At 62.7% G+C, this 15,778-nt stretch carries 13 protein-coding genes; 11 read left to right on the top strand and 2 right to left on the bottom strand.

From position 1 onward, the window contains the following. Positions 1-18: 18 nt before the first annotated feature. Positions 19-1,506, bottom strand: a complete 1,488-nt coding sequence (locus tag ACEN93_RS22260) for a gamma-aminobutyraldehyde dehydrogenase (RefSeq protein ID WP_495610509.1) — start codon at positions 1,504-1,506, stop codon at positions 19-21. Positions 1,507-1,605: 99 nt separating this feature from the next. Next, positions 1,606-2,520, bottom strand: a complete 915-nt coding sequence (locus tag ACEN93_RS22265) for a LysR family transcriptional regulator (protein ID WP_007954670.1) — start codon at positions 2,518-2,520, stop codon at positions 1,606-1,608. 176 nt (positions 2,521-2,696) lie between these two features. On the opposite strand from ACEN93_RS22265, the gene ACEN93_RS22270 reads away from it, so the two are divergent. From ACEN93_RS22270 to ACEN93_RS22320, 11 genes are all read left to right on the top strand, one after another. Further along, positions 2,697-3,419, top strand: a complete 723-nt coding sequence (locus tag ACEN93_RS22270; RefSeq protein WP_074691245.1) for a tellurite resistance TerB family protein — start codon at positions 2,697-2,699, stop codon at positions 3,417-3,419. A 259-nt stretch (positions 3,420-3,678) separates the two neighbouring features. Beyond that, positions 3,679-5,301, top strand: coding sequence for a methyl-accepting chemotaxis protein (locus tag ACEN93_RS22275; protein WP_039769604.1), 1,623 nt, complete (start codon positions 3,679-3,681; stop codon positions 5,299-5,301). Then, positions 5,301-5,837 (top strand): chemotaxis protein CheW, encoded by a 537-nt coding sequence (locus ACEN93_RS22280; RefSeq protein WP_064593700.1) that lies wholly within the window; start codon positions 5,301-5,303, stop codon positions 5,835-5,837. The genes ACEN93_RS22275 and ACEN93_RS22280 overlap by 1 nt, the downstream gene beginning before the upstream one ends. Then, on the top strand, positions 5,834-7,111 hold the full coding sequence (locus ACEN93_RS22285; protein WP_495610510.1) for a CheR family methyltransferase: 1,278 nt from the start codon (positions 5,834-5,836) through the stop codon (positions 7,109-7,111). Before ACEN93_RS22280 ends, ACEN93_RS22285 begins: the two co-directional genes overlap by 4 nt. Further along, positions 7,108-7,791, top strand: a complete 684-nt coding sequence (locus ACEN93_RS22290; RefSeq protein WP_007954679.1) for a chemotaxis protein CheW — start codon at positions 7,108-7,110, stop codon at positions 7,789-7,791. Before ACEN93_RS22285 ends, ACEN93_RS22290 begins: the two co-directional genes overlap by 4 nt. Then, positions 7,788-10,082, top strand: a complete 2,295-nt coding sequence (locus ACEN93_RS22295) for a hybrid sensor histidine kinase/response regulator (protein ID WP_495610511.1) — start codon at positions 7,788-7,790, stop codon at positions 10,080-10,082. The genes ACEN93_RS22290 and ACEN93_RS22295 overlap by 4 nt, the downstream gene beginning before the upstream one ends. Beyond that, positions 10,079-11,089 carry a chemotaxis response regulator protein-glutamate methylesterase gene (locus tag ACEN93_RS22300; RefSeq protein ID WP_103386450.1) on the top strand — a complete coding sequence of 337 codons (1,011 nt, stop codon included), beginning with the start codon at positions 10,079-10,081 and terminating at the stop codon, positions 11,087-11,089. Before ACEN93_RS22295 ends, ACEN93_RS22300 begins: the two co-directional genes overlap by 4 nt. Positions 11,090-11,137: 48 nt before the next feature. Then, positions 11,138-12,139, top strand: coding sequence for a response regulator (locus ACEN93_RS22305; protein WP_039769610.1), 1,002 nt, complete (start codon positions 11,138-11,140; stop codon positions 12,137-12,139). 106 nt (positions 12,140-12,245) lie between these two features. Next, positions 12,246-13,341 (top strand): peptide chain release factor 2 gene (gene prfB / locus ACEN93_RS22310; protein WP_102621447.1). Its coding sequence is split into 2 segments (ribosomal slippage): positions 12,246-12,317 and positions 12,319-13,341, totalling 1,095 coding nucleotides; the frame shifts between segments, so codons are not numbered across the junction. A 69-nt stretch (positions 13,342-13,410) separates the two neighbouring features. Further along, positions 13,411-14,913 carry a lysine--tRNA ligase gene (gene lysS, locus ACEN93_RS22315; protein WP_039769614.1) on the top strand — a complete coding sequence of 501 codons (1,503 nt, stop codon included), beginning with the start codon at positions 13,411-13,413 and terminating at the stop codon, positions 14,911-14,913. A 118-nt stretch (positions 14,914-15,031) separates the two neighbouring features. After that, the gene (locus ACEN93_RS22320) at positions 15,032-15,736 is read left to right on the top strand and encodes a TetR/AcrR family transcriptional regulator (RefSeq protein ID WP_011332647.1); all 705 of its coding nucleotides are present in this window, start codon (positions 15,032-15,034) and stop codon (positions 15,734-15,736) included. Positions 15,737-15,778: the final 42 nt, after the last annotated feature.

Here is a 15,778-nt window from a genome sequence, read left to right on the forward strand (position 1 = left end):
CGGCTTGTAGCTCGCCGCTTAAAGCTCCCGGCTGTGCCGGGCCATTACGTGCCGCACCACGCTGTAGTCCTGTAGCGAATCGCTGGATAAGTCTTTGCCGTAACCGGAGCGTTTCAACCCGCCGTGGGGCATTTCGCTGACCAACATGAAATGGCTGTTGATCCAGGTGCAGCCGTATTGCAGCCGCGCGGCGACCTGCATCGCCTTGTCCAGGTTCTGGGTCCAGACCGATGAGGCGAGGCCGTATTCCGAGTCGTTGGCCCAGTCCACCGCTTGCGCCAGTTCGTCGAAGCGGGTCACGGTCACCACCGGGCCGAACACTTCGCGCTGGACGATTTCATCGCTCTGTTTGCAACCGGCCAGCAGGGTTGGCTGATAGAAGAACCCGGCGCCGGAATGCACTGCCGCGCCGGTTACCCGCTCGATGTGTGGCTGACCGAGGGCGCGCTCGACGAAACTGGCCACGCGGTCGCGCTGACGAGTGCTGATCAGCGGGCCGATTTCGTTGTCGGCATCGCGTTTGCCAGCGAAGCGCAGGCTGCTGACCGCCGCGCCGAGTTCGGCCACCAACTTGTCGTGAATTCCGGCCTGGGCGTAGATCCGGCAAGCCGCCGTGCAGTCCTGCCCGGCGTTGTAATAGCCATAAGTGCGCACGCCTTCGACCACCGCTTTCAGATCCGCGTCGTTACAAACGATCACCGGCGCCTTGCCACCGAGTTCGAGGTGGGTGCGTTTCAGGGTTTTGGCGGCGGCCTGGAGGATTTTCTGGCCGGTGACGATATCGCCGGTCAGCGACACCATGCGTACTTTCGGGTGGCCGACCAGATGACTGCCAACCCCTTCGCCGCCACCGCAGACGATGTTGATCACCCCACGCGGCAGGATTTCGGCCAGCGCTGGCGCCAGCGCCAGAATCGACAGCGGCGTGTGCTCGGACGGCTTGAACACCAGCGTATTGCCGGCGGCGAGAGCCGGGGCGATCTTCCACGCGGCCATCATGATCGGGTAGTTCCACGGTGCAATCGAGGCGACAACACCGATCGGATCGCGGCGCACCATGCTGGTGTAGCCCGGCACGTATTCGCCGCTGAGCTGCCCGGTCTGGCAGCGCACGGCGCCGGCGAAGAAGCGGAATACATCGACGGTGGCGGTCAAGTCGTCTTGCCGCGCCAGATGCAAAGGCTTGCCGCAGTTCAAGGCTTCGAGGCGGGCGAGGTGATCGGCGTGCTTTTCGACGGCGTTGGCGATTTCCAGCAGCAGGTTCGAGCGTTGTTGCGGAGTGGTCCGCGACCACTCGGCAAAGGCACGGTGGGCGGCGAGGATGGCGGCTTCGACTTGTTCGGTACTGGCTTCGGCGATCTGGGTCAGGACTTCGCCGGTGGCCGGGTTGAGGATCGGTTCGACAAAACCCTGTCCTGCGACCAGTTCGCCGTCGATCAGCAACGCGGTATGCATGTGGGTCTGCGCGCCAGCCATTTTCCGTGATCTCTTTTCTTGTATGGCCATGTTGCTCCCTGTTCCGGGAGCCGACCGTCTTATAGATGCAGCAAGACTAGTGCGCGGCTCCGGGGTCGACAAATTCTAAATACTGAAGGTGGCATTCGATTAAATAGATGGCTTGCGTCCGCCGTGGGGCTGCTCGCGGGCCACGGTCAGGAAAGGATCGACCAGCGCGGGGCGGGCGGTGCCACGACGCCAGGCCAGACCGACGTCAAGGGTCTGGTTGAGATCGGCAATCGGCCGGGCTTCGATGATGTCGCCTTCCAGCGACCAAGGGCGGTAGGTCATGTCGGGCTGGATCGAAACGCCGAGACCCGCCGCGACCAGACTTCGTACGGCCTCGGTGGACGCAGTTCTGAGGGTGATCTTCGGTTGCAGCCCAGCGCCGCGCCACAGACGTTGGGCGTTGCGATCCATCTCGTCGACGTTCAGCTGAATCAACGGCTCCCGGGCGACGTCGGCGAGGTTGATGCTGTCGTGTTCCAGCAGCGGATGCTGGGCCGGCAGCCACAAACGGTGCGGCGAGTGGGTCAGCACTTCGGTCTGCAAGGCGTGGCGGTCTTCGAGGTTGGAGAGGATCAGCACACCGACATCGATCTCGCCACTGACCAGCAAATGCTCGATGTACGGTCGCTCGTCCTCCATCACCCGGATCTCGACATTGGGGTAGGCGCGCTGGAAACGGGTCAGCAAATCCGCCAGGTAATAACCGGCCACCAGACTGGTCACCCCGACGATCAACTGCCCGGCGACCTGATCGGTGCTTTGTTGCAGGCTGCGTTTGGCGTTGTCCACGGTGGCCAGAATCAGGTGTGCCTGGCGCAGGAATTGATGCCCCTGATGGGTAAGGGTCATGCCCTTGGCGTGGCGATTGAACAGGCTGACGCCGATTTCTTCCTCCAGTTGCTGGATGGCCAGGGTCAGGGTCGATTGGGAAATGAACGCGGTTTGCGCAGCGGCAGAGATCGAGCCGGTCTCGGCCACGGCGATGAAATGGCGGATCTGACGCAAGGTCATCATGGAAGGTTTACCCGGTGGGCGGTTTTTATAGATTGCCTCGAGTGTATATCTATTTTCGCGAAGGGCTGCGGTGGGCCAGGCAACATCTGGAAGCACACTCGCACCCAAGTCACGGGCACTTTCGAACTAGGCTGAGGGCCTTATTGATCCGGATAACCCCTGTTTGGAGACGGAACATGAACACCCGTGGATTGCTCGATCAACTCCTTAAGTCCGGCCAGGATCTGTTGCAGAACAAGGCGGGCGGGGCGCAGAACAAACCGGCTGCCGGTGGTTTGGGCGGCTTGCTGGGCGGATCTTCCAGTAACGGCGCACTCGGCGGCTTGCTGTCAGGCGCAGGCGGCGGTGCCCTGGCGGCCGGCGCCATGGGCCTGCTGCTGGGCAGTAAAAAGGCCCGTAAGGTTGGCGGTAAAGTCGCCCTCTACGGCGGCCTCGCCGCACTGGGCGTGATTGCCTACAAAGCCTACGGCAACTGGAACGCCCAGAAAGGCACTGCCCCACAAAGCGAACCGCAAACCCTCGATCGCCTGCCACCGGCGCAAGTCGAACAACACAGCCAGGCCATCCTCAAGGCTCTGGTCGCCGCCGCCAAGGCCGACGGCCACATCGACGACCGCGAACGCCAACTGATCGAAGGCGAATTCACCAAACTCGACAACGATCAGGAACTCAAGCACTGGCTCCACGCCGAACTCAACAAACCCCTCGACCCCACCGACGTCGCCCGCGCGGCGAGCACGCCGGAGATGGCCGCCGAGATGTACGTGGCGAGCGTGATGATGGTGGATGAGGAGAACTTCATGGAGAAGAGCTATCTGGATGAACTGGCGCGGCAGTTGAAGCTGGAGCCGGGGTTGAAGGTGGAGCTTGAGAAGCAGGTTCGTGTAGCTACCCAGTAAAACTGTTGTCAGCGATATCAGAACCCGCAATCCCGCACAGGATGGCGGGTTCTTTCGTTGCAGCAGCTGAAATGACCAATCCATCGCCCCTTTTTGCCATTGCGTCACTGGCACGCCGACCGCCGATTGCCGGAAAGTCCCAGTCCAGAGCCCGTCGTGTTTTATGACCGGAAGGCCTGGGCGCGGCAAACCGTCTTATAAATGAAACACCGCCCTCAGCTATACTCCCCCGCATTTCGACCCGCCCCGAGGACTGACTGTGAAGAACTGGACGTTGCGCCAACGCATTTTGGCGAGCTTTGCGGTGATTATCGCCATCATGCTGTTGATGGTGGTCGTCTCGTATTCGCGGCTGCTGAAAATCGAAGCCAGTGAAAACAGCGTCCGTGACGACGCGATTCCCGGCGTCTATTACAGCTCGATGATTCGTGGCGCGTGGGTCGACAGTTATCTGCAAACACAGGAACTGCTGGGGCTCAAGGAAGGGCAGGGCGTCAGCAGCGAAGACGCGGCCGACTACAAGGCCTTCGAATCCCGGCTTCAGGAACAGATGGCCAATTATCGTGGCACGGTGGTGACGGACGAGGACAAGCTCGAATTCGCGGCGTTCGAGAAATATCACGATGCCTACCTGAAAATTCAGGATGCGGTGCTCGATCTGCACAAGCGCAATCTGGAAGCCGACGCCGTCAAGCTGTTCCACGAGCAATTGACTCCGACCTGGTATTCGGGCCGGATGAAGCTCAACGACATCATTGGCGAGAACAAGAAAGTCGCCGACAAGGCCATGGCCAACATTGATGAGGCCGTGGCGGCGGCCAAGGTCAGCATGTTTGTCTCGCTGCTGGTGGCCGTGCTGGCGGCCGGTTTCTGCGGTCTGCTGCTGATGCGCGCGATCATGGCGCCGATGAACCGCATCGTGCAGATCCTCGACATCATGCGCACCGGCGATCTGAGCAGCCGCTTGAACCTCGACCGCAAGGACGAGTTCGGCGCCGTGGAAACCGGCTTCAACGACATGATGACCGAGCTCACTTCGCTGGTGTCCCAGGCCCAGCGCTCGTCGGTGCAGGTCACCACCTCGGTGACCGAGATCGCCGCCACTTCCAAACAACAGCAAGCCACCGCCACCGAAACCGCTGCGACCACCACTGAAATCGGCGCGACGTCCCGAGAAATCGCCGCGACCTCCCGCGACCTGGTGCGCACCATGACCGAAGTCTCCACCGCCGCCGATCAGGCCTCGGTGCTGGCCGGTTCCGGGCAGCAAGGTTTGGCGCGGATGGAAGACACCATGCACTCGGTGATGGGCGCAGCGGATCTGGTGAACGCCAAACTGGCGATCCTCAACGAGAAGGCCGGCAACATCAATCAGGTGGTCGTGACCATCGTCAAGGTCGCCGACCAGACCAACCTGCTGTCCCTGAACGCCGCGATCGAAGCGGAGAAGGCTGGTGAATATGGCCGTGGTTTCGCGGTGGTCGCCACTGAAGTGCGGCGTCTGGCGGATCAGACTGCTGTCGCCACCTATGACATCGAACAGATGGTCCGCGAGATCCAGTCGGCGGTGTCCGCCGGGGTGATGGGCATGGACAAGTTCTCCGAGGAAGTGCGGCGCGGCATGGCTGAGGTGCAGCAAGTCGGCGAGCAGCTGTCGCAGATCATCCATCAGGTGCAGGCGCTGGCGCCGCGGGTGTTGATGGTCAACGAAGGCATGCAGGCCCAGGCCACCGGCGCCGAGCAGATCAACCACGCGCTGGTGCAACTGGGTGATGCCAGCAGCCAGACGGTCGAGTCGTTGCGTCAGGCCAGTTTCGCCATCGACGAACTGAGCCAGGTGGCCGTGGGCCTGCGCAGCGGCGTTTCGCGATTCAAAGTCTGATGAGCGAAATCACCGCCAAACGCAGCGCTGCACCGGTGGCGAAGCAGGCGTTGTTCCTGCTGTTTCGCATCGGCAGCGAACGCTACGCCTTGCGCGCCACGGAAGTGGCCGAAGTGCTGCCGCGCCTGCCGTTGAAGCCGATTGCCCGGGCGCCGCACTGGGTGGCGGGTGTGTTCGCCTACCGCGGCACGGTGGTGCCGGTGATCGACCTCAGTGCCCTGACCTTCGGCCATCCTGCGCAAGCGCGCACCAGCACACGGCTGGTGCTGGTGCATTACCGCGCGGATGACTCGCAACCCTCGCAATGGCTGGGCCTGATCCTTGAACAGGCCACCGATACCCTGCGCTGCAACCCGGCTGATTTCCAGCCGTACGGCCTCGACAATCGTCAGGCGCCGTACCTGGGCCCGGTGCGTGAGGATGCGCAGGGGTTGGTGCAGTGGGTGCGGGTCAACGACTTGCTCGACGAGTCGGTGCGCACGCTGTTGTTCCCGACCCCGCCGCTGGATCCGGCGCGGCTTGAGGAGCAGCCATGAGCAGCGACCAGCGCTTCTTCGACTTCCTCAAGGAACGCATCGGCCTCGACGTCGCTTCGGTCGGGCCGGCGATCATCGAACGGGCCGTGCGCCAGCGCATCACCCTGTCGCAAACGGTGAATGCCGATGAGTACTGGCAGATGCTGCAAGGCTCGCGGGATGAACAGCAGGCGCTGATCGAAACGGTGATCGTCCCCGAGACCTGGTTCTTCCGTTACCCGGAATCCTTCGCCACCCTGGGCAAACTGGCGCGCAAACGCCTGGGCGAATTGAATAACATGCGCGCGCTGCGCATCCTCAGCCTGCCGTGTTCCACTGGCGAAGAACCCTATTCGATTGCCATGGCCTTGCTCGATGCCGGCCTCAAGCCCCATCAATTCAAGGTGGATGGCATGGACGTCAGCCCCTTGTCAGTGGACAAGGCGCGGCGGGCGCTGTACGGCAAGAACTCATTTCGCGGCCAGGAACTGGACTTTCGCGAGCGGCATTTTTTCGCCGAGAACGAGGGCTTTCGGGTGAATGAAATCGTCCGCGAGCAGGTGCGCCTGCAGGTCGGCAACGTGCTCGATCCGGCATTGCTGGTCAACGAGCCGCCGTTCGATTTCGTGTTCTGCCGCAACCTGCTGATCTATTTCGATCAGTCGACCCAGCAGCAGGTGTTCGCCGTGCTGAAGCGCCTGACCCATGTCGACGGCGTGCTGTTTATCGGCCCGGCCGAGGGCAGCCTGCTCGGGCGGTTGGGCATGCGTTCGATCGGGATTCCACAGTCCTTTGCCTTCAGCCGTCACAGCGACCCACAACCCGAACCGTTACCGATGCCGACCGCGATTGCGCTGCCGTTGCCTGTGCGCCAACCGCTGCGCAGCACGCCACCGCCGCCGGTGCGCAATCGTCCGTTTGCTGGCGTGACGCCGTTGCCCGCGACGGCTAAAACCACCAACCCCGACGCCGCGACGTTGCTGGCCAACATCGCCGCCCTGGCCAACGAAGGCAAAAGCGCCGAAGCCCGGTCCGCGTGCGAACAGTATTTGCGCAGCCATGAGCCGGTGGCCCAGGTGTTTTACTGGCTCGGCCTGCTCAGCGATGTTGCCGGCAGCGCCCTCGAAGCCCAGGGCTTTTACCGCAAGGCGCTGTACCTCGAACCGCAACACCCCGAAGCCTTGATGCACCTGGCTGCGCTGCTGCAGGCCCAGGGCGACACGGCCGGCGCCAGACGATTGCAGGAGCGCGCCGCCCGCAGCGACCGCACCGCCGACAGTGAGCGTAAACGATGATCCCGTCCGACACCTTGAACGTCACCCACGAAGACGCCCGGGCCATCGACGATTGCTGGAACCGCATCGGCATCCACGGCGACAAGTCCTGTCCGCTGCTGGACGAGCACATCCATTGCCGCAATTGCTCGGTGTATTCCGCCGCGGCCACGCGCCTGCTCGACCGCTATGCGTTGCAGCAGGACGAGCGCGATCCGGTGGCAACCCAGGTCGAAACCGAGCTGAAGACCCGGTCGTTGCTGATGTTCCGCCTCGGCGAAGAATGGCTCGGCCTGGCCACCCGCAGTCTGGTGGAGGTCGCGCCGTTGCAGGCGATTCATTCGCTGCCGCACCAGCGCTCCCGGGCCTTGCTAGGCGTGGCGAACGTGCGTGGGGCGTTGGTGGCGTGCCTGTCGCTGGTCGAACTGCTCGACCTCGACAGTAACGCGGCCCCGGCGACCGGCGCGCGGATCATGCCGCGCATGCTGATCATCTCGGCCCAGGGCGGGCCAGTGGTGGTGCCGGTGGACGAGGTCGACGGGATTCACGCCATCGACGAGCGAATCCTCGACGCCGCGTCGCGCTCCGGCGCACAGGCCAGCGCCAAATACACCCGAGGCGTGTTGCCTTTCAAAGGTCGCAGCCTGCGTTGGCTGGATGAAGAACAGTTGCTGTCCGCCGTGTCCCGGAGCCTCACATGACCCCCGAGCAAATGCGCGACGCCTCCTTGCTCGAGCTGTTCAGCCTCGAAGCCGAAGCCCAGACCCAGGTGCTCAGCGCCGGGCTGCTGGCGTTGGAGCGCAACCCGACCCAGGCCGATCAGCTCGAGTCGTGCATGCGTGCGGCGCACTCTTTGAAAGGCGCGGCGCGGATCGTTGGTATCGACAGCGGCGTCAGCGTCGCCCACGTGATGGAAGATTGTCTGGTCAGTGCGCAGGAAGGCCGGTTGTTCCTGCGCCCGGAACATATCGATGCGTTGTTGCAGGGCACCGACTTGCTGATGCGCATCGCCACCCCGGCCAACGGCCCGCAACCGGCGGACATCGAGGCTTACGTGGCGTTGATGGGCGGTTTGCTCGATCCGACGGCGCCGCCACTAGTGCCCGCCGCTGCGAGTGCGCCGCTGATGGCCGAGTTGCAGCTTCAGCCACCGTCGGTGGCGGAGCCTGCGCCGGTTGAAATCCCGGTCGAGGTTGCCGAACCGGAACCCGCGCCGCGCAAGAGCAAACGCGCCACCGAAGGTGGCGAGCGGGTGCTGCGGGTCACCGCTGAACGCCTGAACAGCCTGCTCGATCTGTCGAGCAAATCCCTGGTGGAAACTCAGCGCCTCAAACCGCACCTGGCCACGATGCAGCGCCTCAAACGCATGCAGAACAACGGCCTGCGGGCGCTGGAAAGTCTCAACGTTCATCTCAAGGAGCACGCCCTGAGCCTTGAGGCTCAAGAGGCGCTGGAAGACGCGCGCCGTTTGCTCGCCGAATCCCAGCAACTGCTGGCAGAGAAAAATGCCGAACTCGACGAGTTTGCCTGGCAAGCGAGCCAGCGCGCGCAAGTGCTTTACGACACCGCACTGGCCTGCCGCATGCGGCCGTTCGCCGATGTGCTGTCCGGGCAGGTGCGGATGGTGCGCGACCTCGGTCGCAGCCTCGGCAAACAGGTGCGGCTGGAGATCGAGGGCGAGAAGACCCAGGTCGACCGCGATGTGCTGGAAAAACTTGAAGCGCCGCTGACGCACCTGCTGCGCAATGCGGTCGATCACGGCATTGAAACCCCACAGGAACGCCTGCTCAAGGGCAAGTCCGAGGAAGGCCTGATCCGTCTGCGCGCCTCGCATCAGGCTGGTCTGCTGGTGCTCGAACTGAGCGACGACGGCAACGGCGTGGATCTGGAAAAGGTCCGGCGCAGCATCGTCGAACGCCAGTTGTCGCCGGCCGAAACCGCCGCCCAGTTGAGTGAAGAAGAACTGCTGACCTTCCTGTTTCTGCCGGGTTTCAGCCTGCGGGACAAGGTCACCGAGGTCTCCGGTCGTGGCGTCGGCCTCGATGCCGTGCAGCACATGGTTCGCCAGCTGCGCGGCGCGGTGGTGCTGGAACAGACGGCGGGCGAGGGCAGCCGTTTCCATCTGGAGGTGCCGCTGACTCTGTCGGTGGTGCGCAGCCTGGTGGTGGAAGTCGGTGACGAGGCCTACGCCTTCCCGCTGGCGCACATCGAGCGCATGTGCGACCTGGCGCCGGAGGACATCGTGCAGGTCGAAGGGCGCCAGCATTTCTGGCACGAGGGCCGACATGTCGGGCTCGTCGCGGCCAGTCAGTTATTGCAACGTCCGGCCAGTCAGAACAGCGGCGATACGCTGAAAGTCGTGGTCATCCGCGAGCGCGATGCGATCTACGGCGTGGCGGTCGAGCGCTTCATTGGCGAGCGCACGCTGGTGGTGCTGCCGCTGGACGAGCGGCTGGGCAAGGTGCAGGACATTTCCGCCGGGGCCTTGCTCGACGATGGCTCGGTGGTGCTGATCGTCGACGTCGAAGATATGCTGCGTTCGGTGGACAAACTGCTCAATACCGGGCGTCTGGAGCGCATTGCGCGTCACGGCCATCAGGCCGCAGAAGCCGCGCGCAAACGGATTCTGGTGGTCGACGACTCGCTGACCGTGCGCGAGCTGCAACGCAAGCTGCTGCTCAATCGCGGTTACGACGTGGCCGTTGCGGTGGACGGCATGGACGGCTGGAACGCCCTGCGCTCCGAGGATTTCGATCTGCTGATCACCGACATCGACATGCCGCGCATAGACGGCATCGAGCTGGTTTCGCTGCTGCGCCGCGACAACCGTCTGCAATCGCTGCCGGTGATGGTGGTGTCCTACAAGGATCGCGAGGAAGATCGCCGCCGTGGACTGGACGCCGGGGCCGACTATTATCTGGCCAAGGCCAGTTTTCATGACGACGCCCTGCTCGACGCAGTGGTTGAGCTCATCGGAGGAGCGCGGGCATGAAGATCGCAATCGTCAACGACATGCCTCTGGCGGTGGAGGCCCTGCGTCGCGCGCTGGCCTTCGAGCCGGCGCATCAGGTGCTGTGGGTCGCCAACAACGGCGCCGAAGCGGTACGGCTGTGCGCGGAGAACACCCCGGACCTGATCCTGATGGACCTGATCATGCCGGTGATGGATGGCGTCGAGGCCACCCGCCGGATCATGGCCGAGAGCCCGTGTGCGATCGTCATCGTCACCGTGGACCGCCAGCAGAACGTGCACCGGGTGTTCGAAGCCATGGGCCACGGCGCGCTGGACGTGGTCGACACCCCGGCCATCGGCGGCGGCAATCCTCAGGAAGCAGCGGCGCCGCTGCTGCGTAAAATCCTCAACATCGGCTGGCTGATCGGCGAAAAAACCGCCCGCTCGCGCCCCGCACCTGCGGCACCGCGCAGTACCGCCTCGCGCCAGCGACTGGTGGCGATCGGCTCTTCGGCCGGTGGCCCGGCGGCGCTGGAAATCTTGCTCAAAGGCCTGCCGCGCCACTTTTCGGCGGCCATCGTGCTGGTGCAGCATGTCGACCAGGTGTTTGCCGCCGGCATGGCCGAATGGCTGGCCAGCGCCAGCGGCCTGGACGTGCGCCTGGCTCGCGAAGGCGAACCGCCGCAGGCCGGCGCGGTGCTGCTGGCCGGCACCAACCACCATATTCGTTTGCTCAAGAACGGCACGCTGGCCTACACCGCCGAGCCGGTCAACGAGATCTACCGCCCCTCGATCGACGTGTTTTTCGAAAGCGTCGCCAATTACTGGAACGGTGACGCAGTAGGGGTTTTATTGACAGGGATGGGACGCGACGGGGCGCAAGGGCTTAAGCTCATGCGCCAACAGGGTTACCTGACCATCGCGCAGGATCAGCAAAGCAGTGCGGTATACGGCATGCCCAAGGCCGCAGCGGCCATCGATGCGGCCGTAGAAATCCGTCCACTGGAAAAGATAGCGCCACGGTTGCTGGAGATTTTCCCAAAATGAATACGTCCATCGGCAATCCTGGCCCCCGCAGCACTCAGGTGACCGCCCATGAATGACTTACAGATCGATGACATCAAAACCGACGAGAACGCCGCCATGGTGTTGTTGGTGGACGATCAGGCGATGATCGGCGAGGCCGTGCGCCGTGGGCTGTCGAATGAAGAGAACATCGACTTCCACTTCTGCTCCGACCCGCATCAGGCCGTGGCCCATGCGGTGCGGATCAAACCGACCGTGATCCTGCAGGATCTGGTGATGCCGGGACTCGACGGTCTGAGCCTGGTGCGCGAATACCGCAATCACCCGGCGACCAAGGACATTCCGATCATCGTCCTGTCGACCAAGGAAGACCCGTTGATCAAGAGCGCGGCGTTCTCCGCCGGGGCCAACGATTACCTGGTGAAACTGCCGGACAACATCGAGCTGGTGGCGCGGATCCGCTATCACTCGCGCTCCTACATGACATTGCTGCAACGGGACGCGGCCTACCGCGCGTTGCGGGTCAGCCAGCAGCAATTGCTCGACACCAACCTCGTCCTGCAGCGACTGATGAACTCCGACGGCCTGACCGGGCTGTCCAACCGCCGGCACTTCGACGAATACCTGGAACTGGAATGGCGCCGCTCGTTGCGCGACCAGAGCCAGTTGTCGTTGCTGATGATCGACGTTGATTACTTCAAGTCCTACAACGACACCTTCGGCCACGTCGAAGGCGACGAGGCCTTGCGCAAGGTCGCCACGGCCATCCGCGAGGCCAGTGCCCGGCCGTCCGATCTGCCGGCGCGTTATGGCGGCGAAGAATTTGCGCTGGTGCTGCCCAACACCTCGCCGGGCGGGGCCCGACTGGTGGCGGAAAAGCTGCGCCAGACGGTCGCGGCGCTGAAGATTCCGCACAATGCCCCGGCCGAAGGCTCGAGCCTGACCATCAGCATCGGCCTGGCGACCATGGTGCCGGAGTCGGGCAGCGACTGCCGGTTGCTGATCTCGGCGGCGGACCGTGGCCTGTACCTGGCCAAGAACAACGGGCGCAATCAGGTGGGGATCGAATGAACCATTGGGTTCATTCGCCTCAAGAGCCGCCAGACGGGCTGCCGTGACAGCTTGATTACGTTATACTCGCCGGCTTTCAAAAGTTCGCCAACGAGTGCTGCCCGTCATGGAAATCAACCCGATCCTGAACACCATCAAGGACCTGTCCGAGCGCTCCGAAACTATTCGGGGGTATCTTTGACTACGATCAAAAGCATGAGCGTCTGATCGAAGTCAATCGCGAGCTTGAAGATCCTGCCGTCTGGAACAAACCTGAATACGCCCAGGAACTGGGCCGCGAGCGCGCTGCGCTGGCGCAGATCGTCGATACCCTCGACGAACTGAACGGTGGCCTGGCCGATTGCCGCGAGCTGCTGGACATGGCCGTTGAAGAGAACGACGAGGGCGCGGTCAACGACGTCGTCGAAGTCCTTCAAGGTCTCGAAGAGTCCCTGTCCAAGCTCGAATTCCGCCGTATGTTCAGCCACGAGATGGACCCGAACAACGCCTACCTGGACATCCAGGCCGGTTCCGGCGGCACCGAAGCCCAGGACTGGGCCAACATCCTGCTGCGCATGTACCTGCGCTGGGCCGACAAACGCGGTTTCGACGCGACCATCATGGAGCTGTCGGCCGGTGAAGTCGCCGGGATCAAGGGTGCGACCGTGCACATCAAGGGCGAATACGCCTTTGGCTGGCTGCGTACCGAGATCGGCGTACACCGTCTGGTGCGCAAGAGCCCGTTCGACTCCGGCAACCGTCGCCACACCTCGTTCTCCGCGGTTTTCGTCTCGCCAGAGATCGATGACAAGGTGGAAATCGAAATCAACCCGGCAGACCTGCGGATCGACACCTATCGTTCCTCCGGTGCCGGTGGTCAGCACGTAAACACCACCGACTCGGCCGTACGTATCACCCACGTACCGACCAACACCGTGGTGAGCTGCCAGAACGAACGTTCCCAGCACGCCAACAAGGACACCGCCATGAAAATGCTGCGGGCCAAGTTGTACGAGCAGGAAATGCAGAAGCGCAACGCGGCGTCCCAGGCGCTGGAAGACACCAAGTCGGATATCGGCTGGGGTCACCAGATCCGTTCGTACGTGCTCGATGCGTCGCGGATCAAGGATCTGCGCACCAACATCGAACGCAGTGACTGCGACAAGGTACTCGACGGCGACATCGACGAATACCTGGAAGCCAGCCTGAAATCGGGGCTGTAAGCTTTCAACCGACCTCAAGTCCCCCGTCGCCGGCGGGGGCAACGAACCTGTGATGGAAAATTTAAAGACATGAGCGACCTACAACTCGATCCGCAAGCCCTGCAACAGGAAGAAAACTCCCTGATCGCTCTGCGCAAGGAAAAGCTTGCTGCCGAGCGCGCCAAGGGCAACGCCTTCCCGAACGACTTCCGCCGCGACAACTACTGCGATGCGTTGCAGAAACAGTACGCGGACAAGACCAAGGAAGAGCTGGCAGAGGCTGCGATCCCGGTCAAGGTTGCAGGTCGCATCATGCTCAACCGTGGCTCGTTCATGGTGATCCAGGACATGACCGGTCGCATCCAGGTCTACGTCAACCGCAAGACCCTGTCCGAAGAAACCCTGGCCGCGGTGAAAACCTGGGACATGGGCGACATCATCGCCGCCGAAGGCACCCTGGCCCGTTCCGGCAAGGGCGACCTGTACGTCGAAATGACCAGCGTGCGCCTGCTGACCAAATCCCTGCGCCCGCTGCCGGACAAGCACCACGGCCTGACCGACACCGAACAGCGCTACCGTCAGCGCTACGTTGACCTGATCGTCAACGAAGACGTGCGCCAGACCTTCCGCGTCCGTTCGCAAGTGATCGCGCACATCCGCAGCTTCCTGATGAAGCGCGACTTCCTCGAAGTCGAAACGCCGATGCTGCAGACCATTCCTGGCGGTGCCGCGGCCAAGCCGTTCGAAACCCACCACAACGCGCTGGACATGGAAATGTTCCTGCGTATCGCGCCGGAGCTGTACCTCAAGCGCCTGGTGGTTGGCGGCTTCGAAAAAGTGTTCGAGATCAACCGCAACTTCCGTAACGAAGGCGTTTCGACTCGTCACAACCCTGAATTCACCATGTTGGAGTTCTACCAGGCTTACGCCGACTACGAAGACAACATGGACCTGACCGAAGAACTGTTCCGCGAACTGGCGCAGCTGGTTCTGGGCAGCACCGACGTGCCGTACGGCGACAAGGTGTTCCACTTCGGCGAGCCGTTCGTGCGCCTGTCGGTGTTCGACTCGATCCTCAAGTACAACCCTGAGCTGACCGCCGATGACCTGAACGACATCGACAAGGCTCGCGCCATCGCCAAGAAGGCCGGCGCCAAGGTGCTGGGCTTCGAAGGTCTGGGCAAACTGCAGGTGATGATTTTCGAAGAGCTGGTCGAGCACAAGCTGGAACAGCCGCACTTCATCACCCAGTACCCGTTCGAAGTGTCGCCGCTGGCCCGTCGCAACGATGACAACCCGAACGTCACCGACCGCTTCGAGCTGTTCATCGGCGGCCGTGAAATCGCCAACGCCTACTCCGAGCTGAACGACGCGGAAGACCAGGCCGAGCGTTTCATGGCGCAGGTGGCCGACAAGGACGCCGGCGACGACGAAGCCATGCACTACGACGCCGACTTCGTTCGCGCGCTGGAGTACGGCATGCCGCCGACGGCCGGCGAAGGTATCGGCATCGACCGTCTGGTGATGCTGCTGACCAACTCCCCGTCGATCCGCGACGTGATCCTGTTCCCGCACATGCGGCCGCAAGCGTAAGTGTTTCAATAAAAAAGCCGCCTGAAATGGGCGGCTTTTTATTGCCTGTCTGGTACAAACGTATCAAATGGTTAATTTTGAAGAAAACAACAGAGGTATGCCTGTCGTGATCGGTGCAATGGCTCAAGAGGGTGCAGCGGGAATCGCCACTGCGGTCGCTGAAAGTGTTCAGTACCAGGGCCGCAAGGCCAGCCGGCAGGGCAGTGAACAGCGTCGACAGGACATTCTCGATGCGGCGATGCGCATTGTCGTGCGCGACGGTGTGCGGGCCGTGCGTCATCGGGCGGTGGCCGCCGAGGCCGGTGTGCCGCTGTCGGCCACCACGTATTACTTCAAGGACATCGATGACCTGCTCACCGATACCTTCGCCCAGTACGTCGAACGCAGCGCGGCCTATATGGCCAAGCTGTGGATCAACAACGAAGGCCTGCTGCGCGAAATGGTGGTCAGCGGTGACGGCAGCCCGGAGTCCCGTTCGCAACTGGCCGACGATATCGCGCGTTTGATGGCTGATTACGTGCATCGGCAACTGGTCAACCGTCGCGAGCATTTGATGGCTGAACAGGCATTCCGCCAGGAAGCGCTGCTCAACCCGCGTCTGGCGGAACTGGTGCGTTCCCATCAGCAGATTCTGTTGCAGGGCACCTGCCAGTTGTTCCAGGTATTGGGCTCGCGCGAGCCGCAGCAGGATGCCAAGGTGTTGACGGCGATTATCGGACGGATGGAATATCAGGGCCTGCTCAACGACGCCGAGCCTTTGGCCGAAGAGGACATGCTCGGCATTCTGACGCGCTATATGCACCTGGTACTCGCGTCGGTGTAATTCTCGACCCTGATCGTTCCCACGCGGAGCGTCGGAACGATC

It is taken from the genome of Pseudomonas sp. Pseusp21, assembly GCF_059492145.1.

Coding starts and splice junctions, on each gene's coding strand:
- ACEN93_RS22285 (WP_495610510.1), top strand. CDS start 5,834: ATGAGCAGCGACCAGCGCTTCTTCGACTTCCTCAAGGAACGCATCGGC.
- ACEN93_RS22290 (WP_007954679.1), top strand. CDS start 7,108: ATGATCCCGTCCGACACCTTGAACGTCACCCACGAAGACGCCCGGGCC.
- ACEN93_RS22300 (WP_103386450.1), top strand. CDS start 10,079: ATGAAGATCGCAATCGTCAACGACATGCCTCTGGCGGTGGAGGCCCTG.
- lysS (WP_039769614.1), top strand. CDS start 13,411: ATGAGCGACCTACAACTCGATCCGCAAGCCCTGCAACAGGAAGAAAAC.
- ACEN93_RS22320 (WP_011332647.1), top strand. CDS start 15,032: ATGGCTCAAGAGGGTGCAGCGGGAATCGCCACTGCGGTCGCTGAAAGT.
- ACEN93_RS22295 (WP_495610511.1), top strand. CDS start 7,788: ATGACCCCCGAGCAAATGCGCGACGCCTCCTTGCTCGAGCTGTTCAGC.
- ACEN93_RS22280 (WP_064593700.1), top strand. CDS start 5,301: ATGAGCGAAATCACCGCCAAACGCAGCGCTGCACCGGTGGCGAAGCAG.
- ACEN93_RS22260 (WP_495610509.1), bottom strand. CDS start 1,506: ATGGCCATACAAGAAAAGAGATCACGGAAAATGGCTGGCGCGCAGACC.
- ACEN93_RS22270 (WP_074691245.1), top strand. CDS start 2,697: ATGAACACCCGTGGATTGCTCGATCAACTCCTTAAGTCCGGCCAGGAT.
- ACEN93_RS22265 (WP_007954670.1), bottom strand. CDS start 2,520: ATGATGACCTTGCGTCAGATCCGCCATTTCATCGCCGTGGCCGAGACC.
- ACEN93_RS22305 (WP_039769610.1), top strand. CDS start 11,138: ATGAATGACTTACAGATCGATGACATCAAAACCGACGAGAACGCCGCC.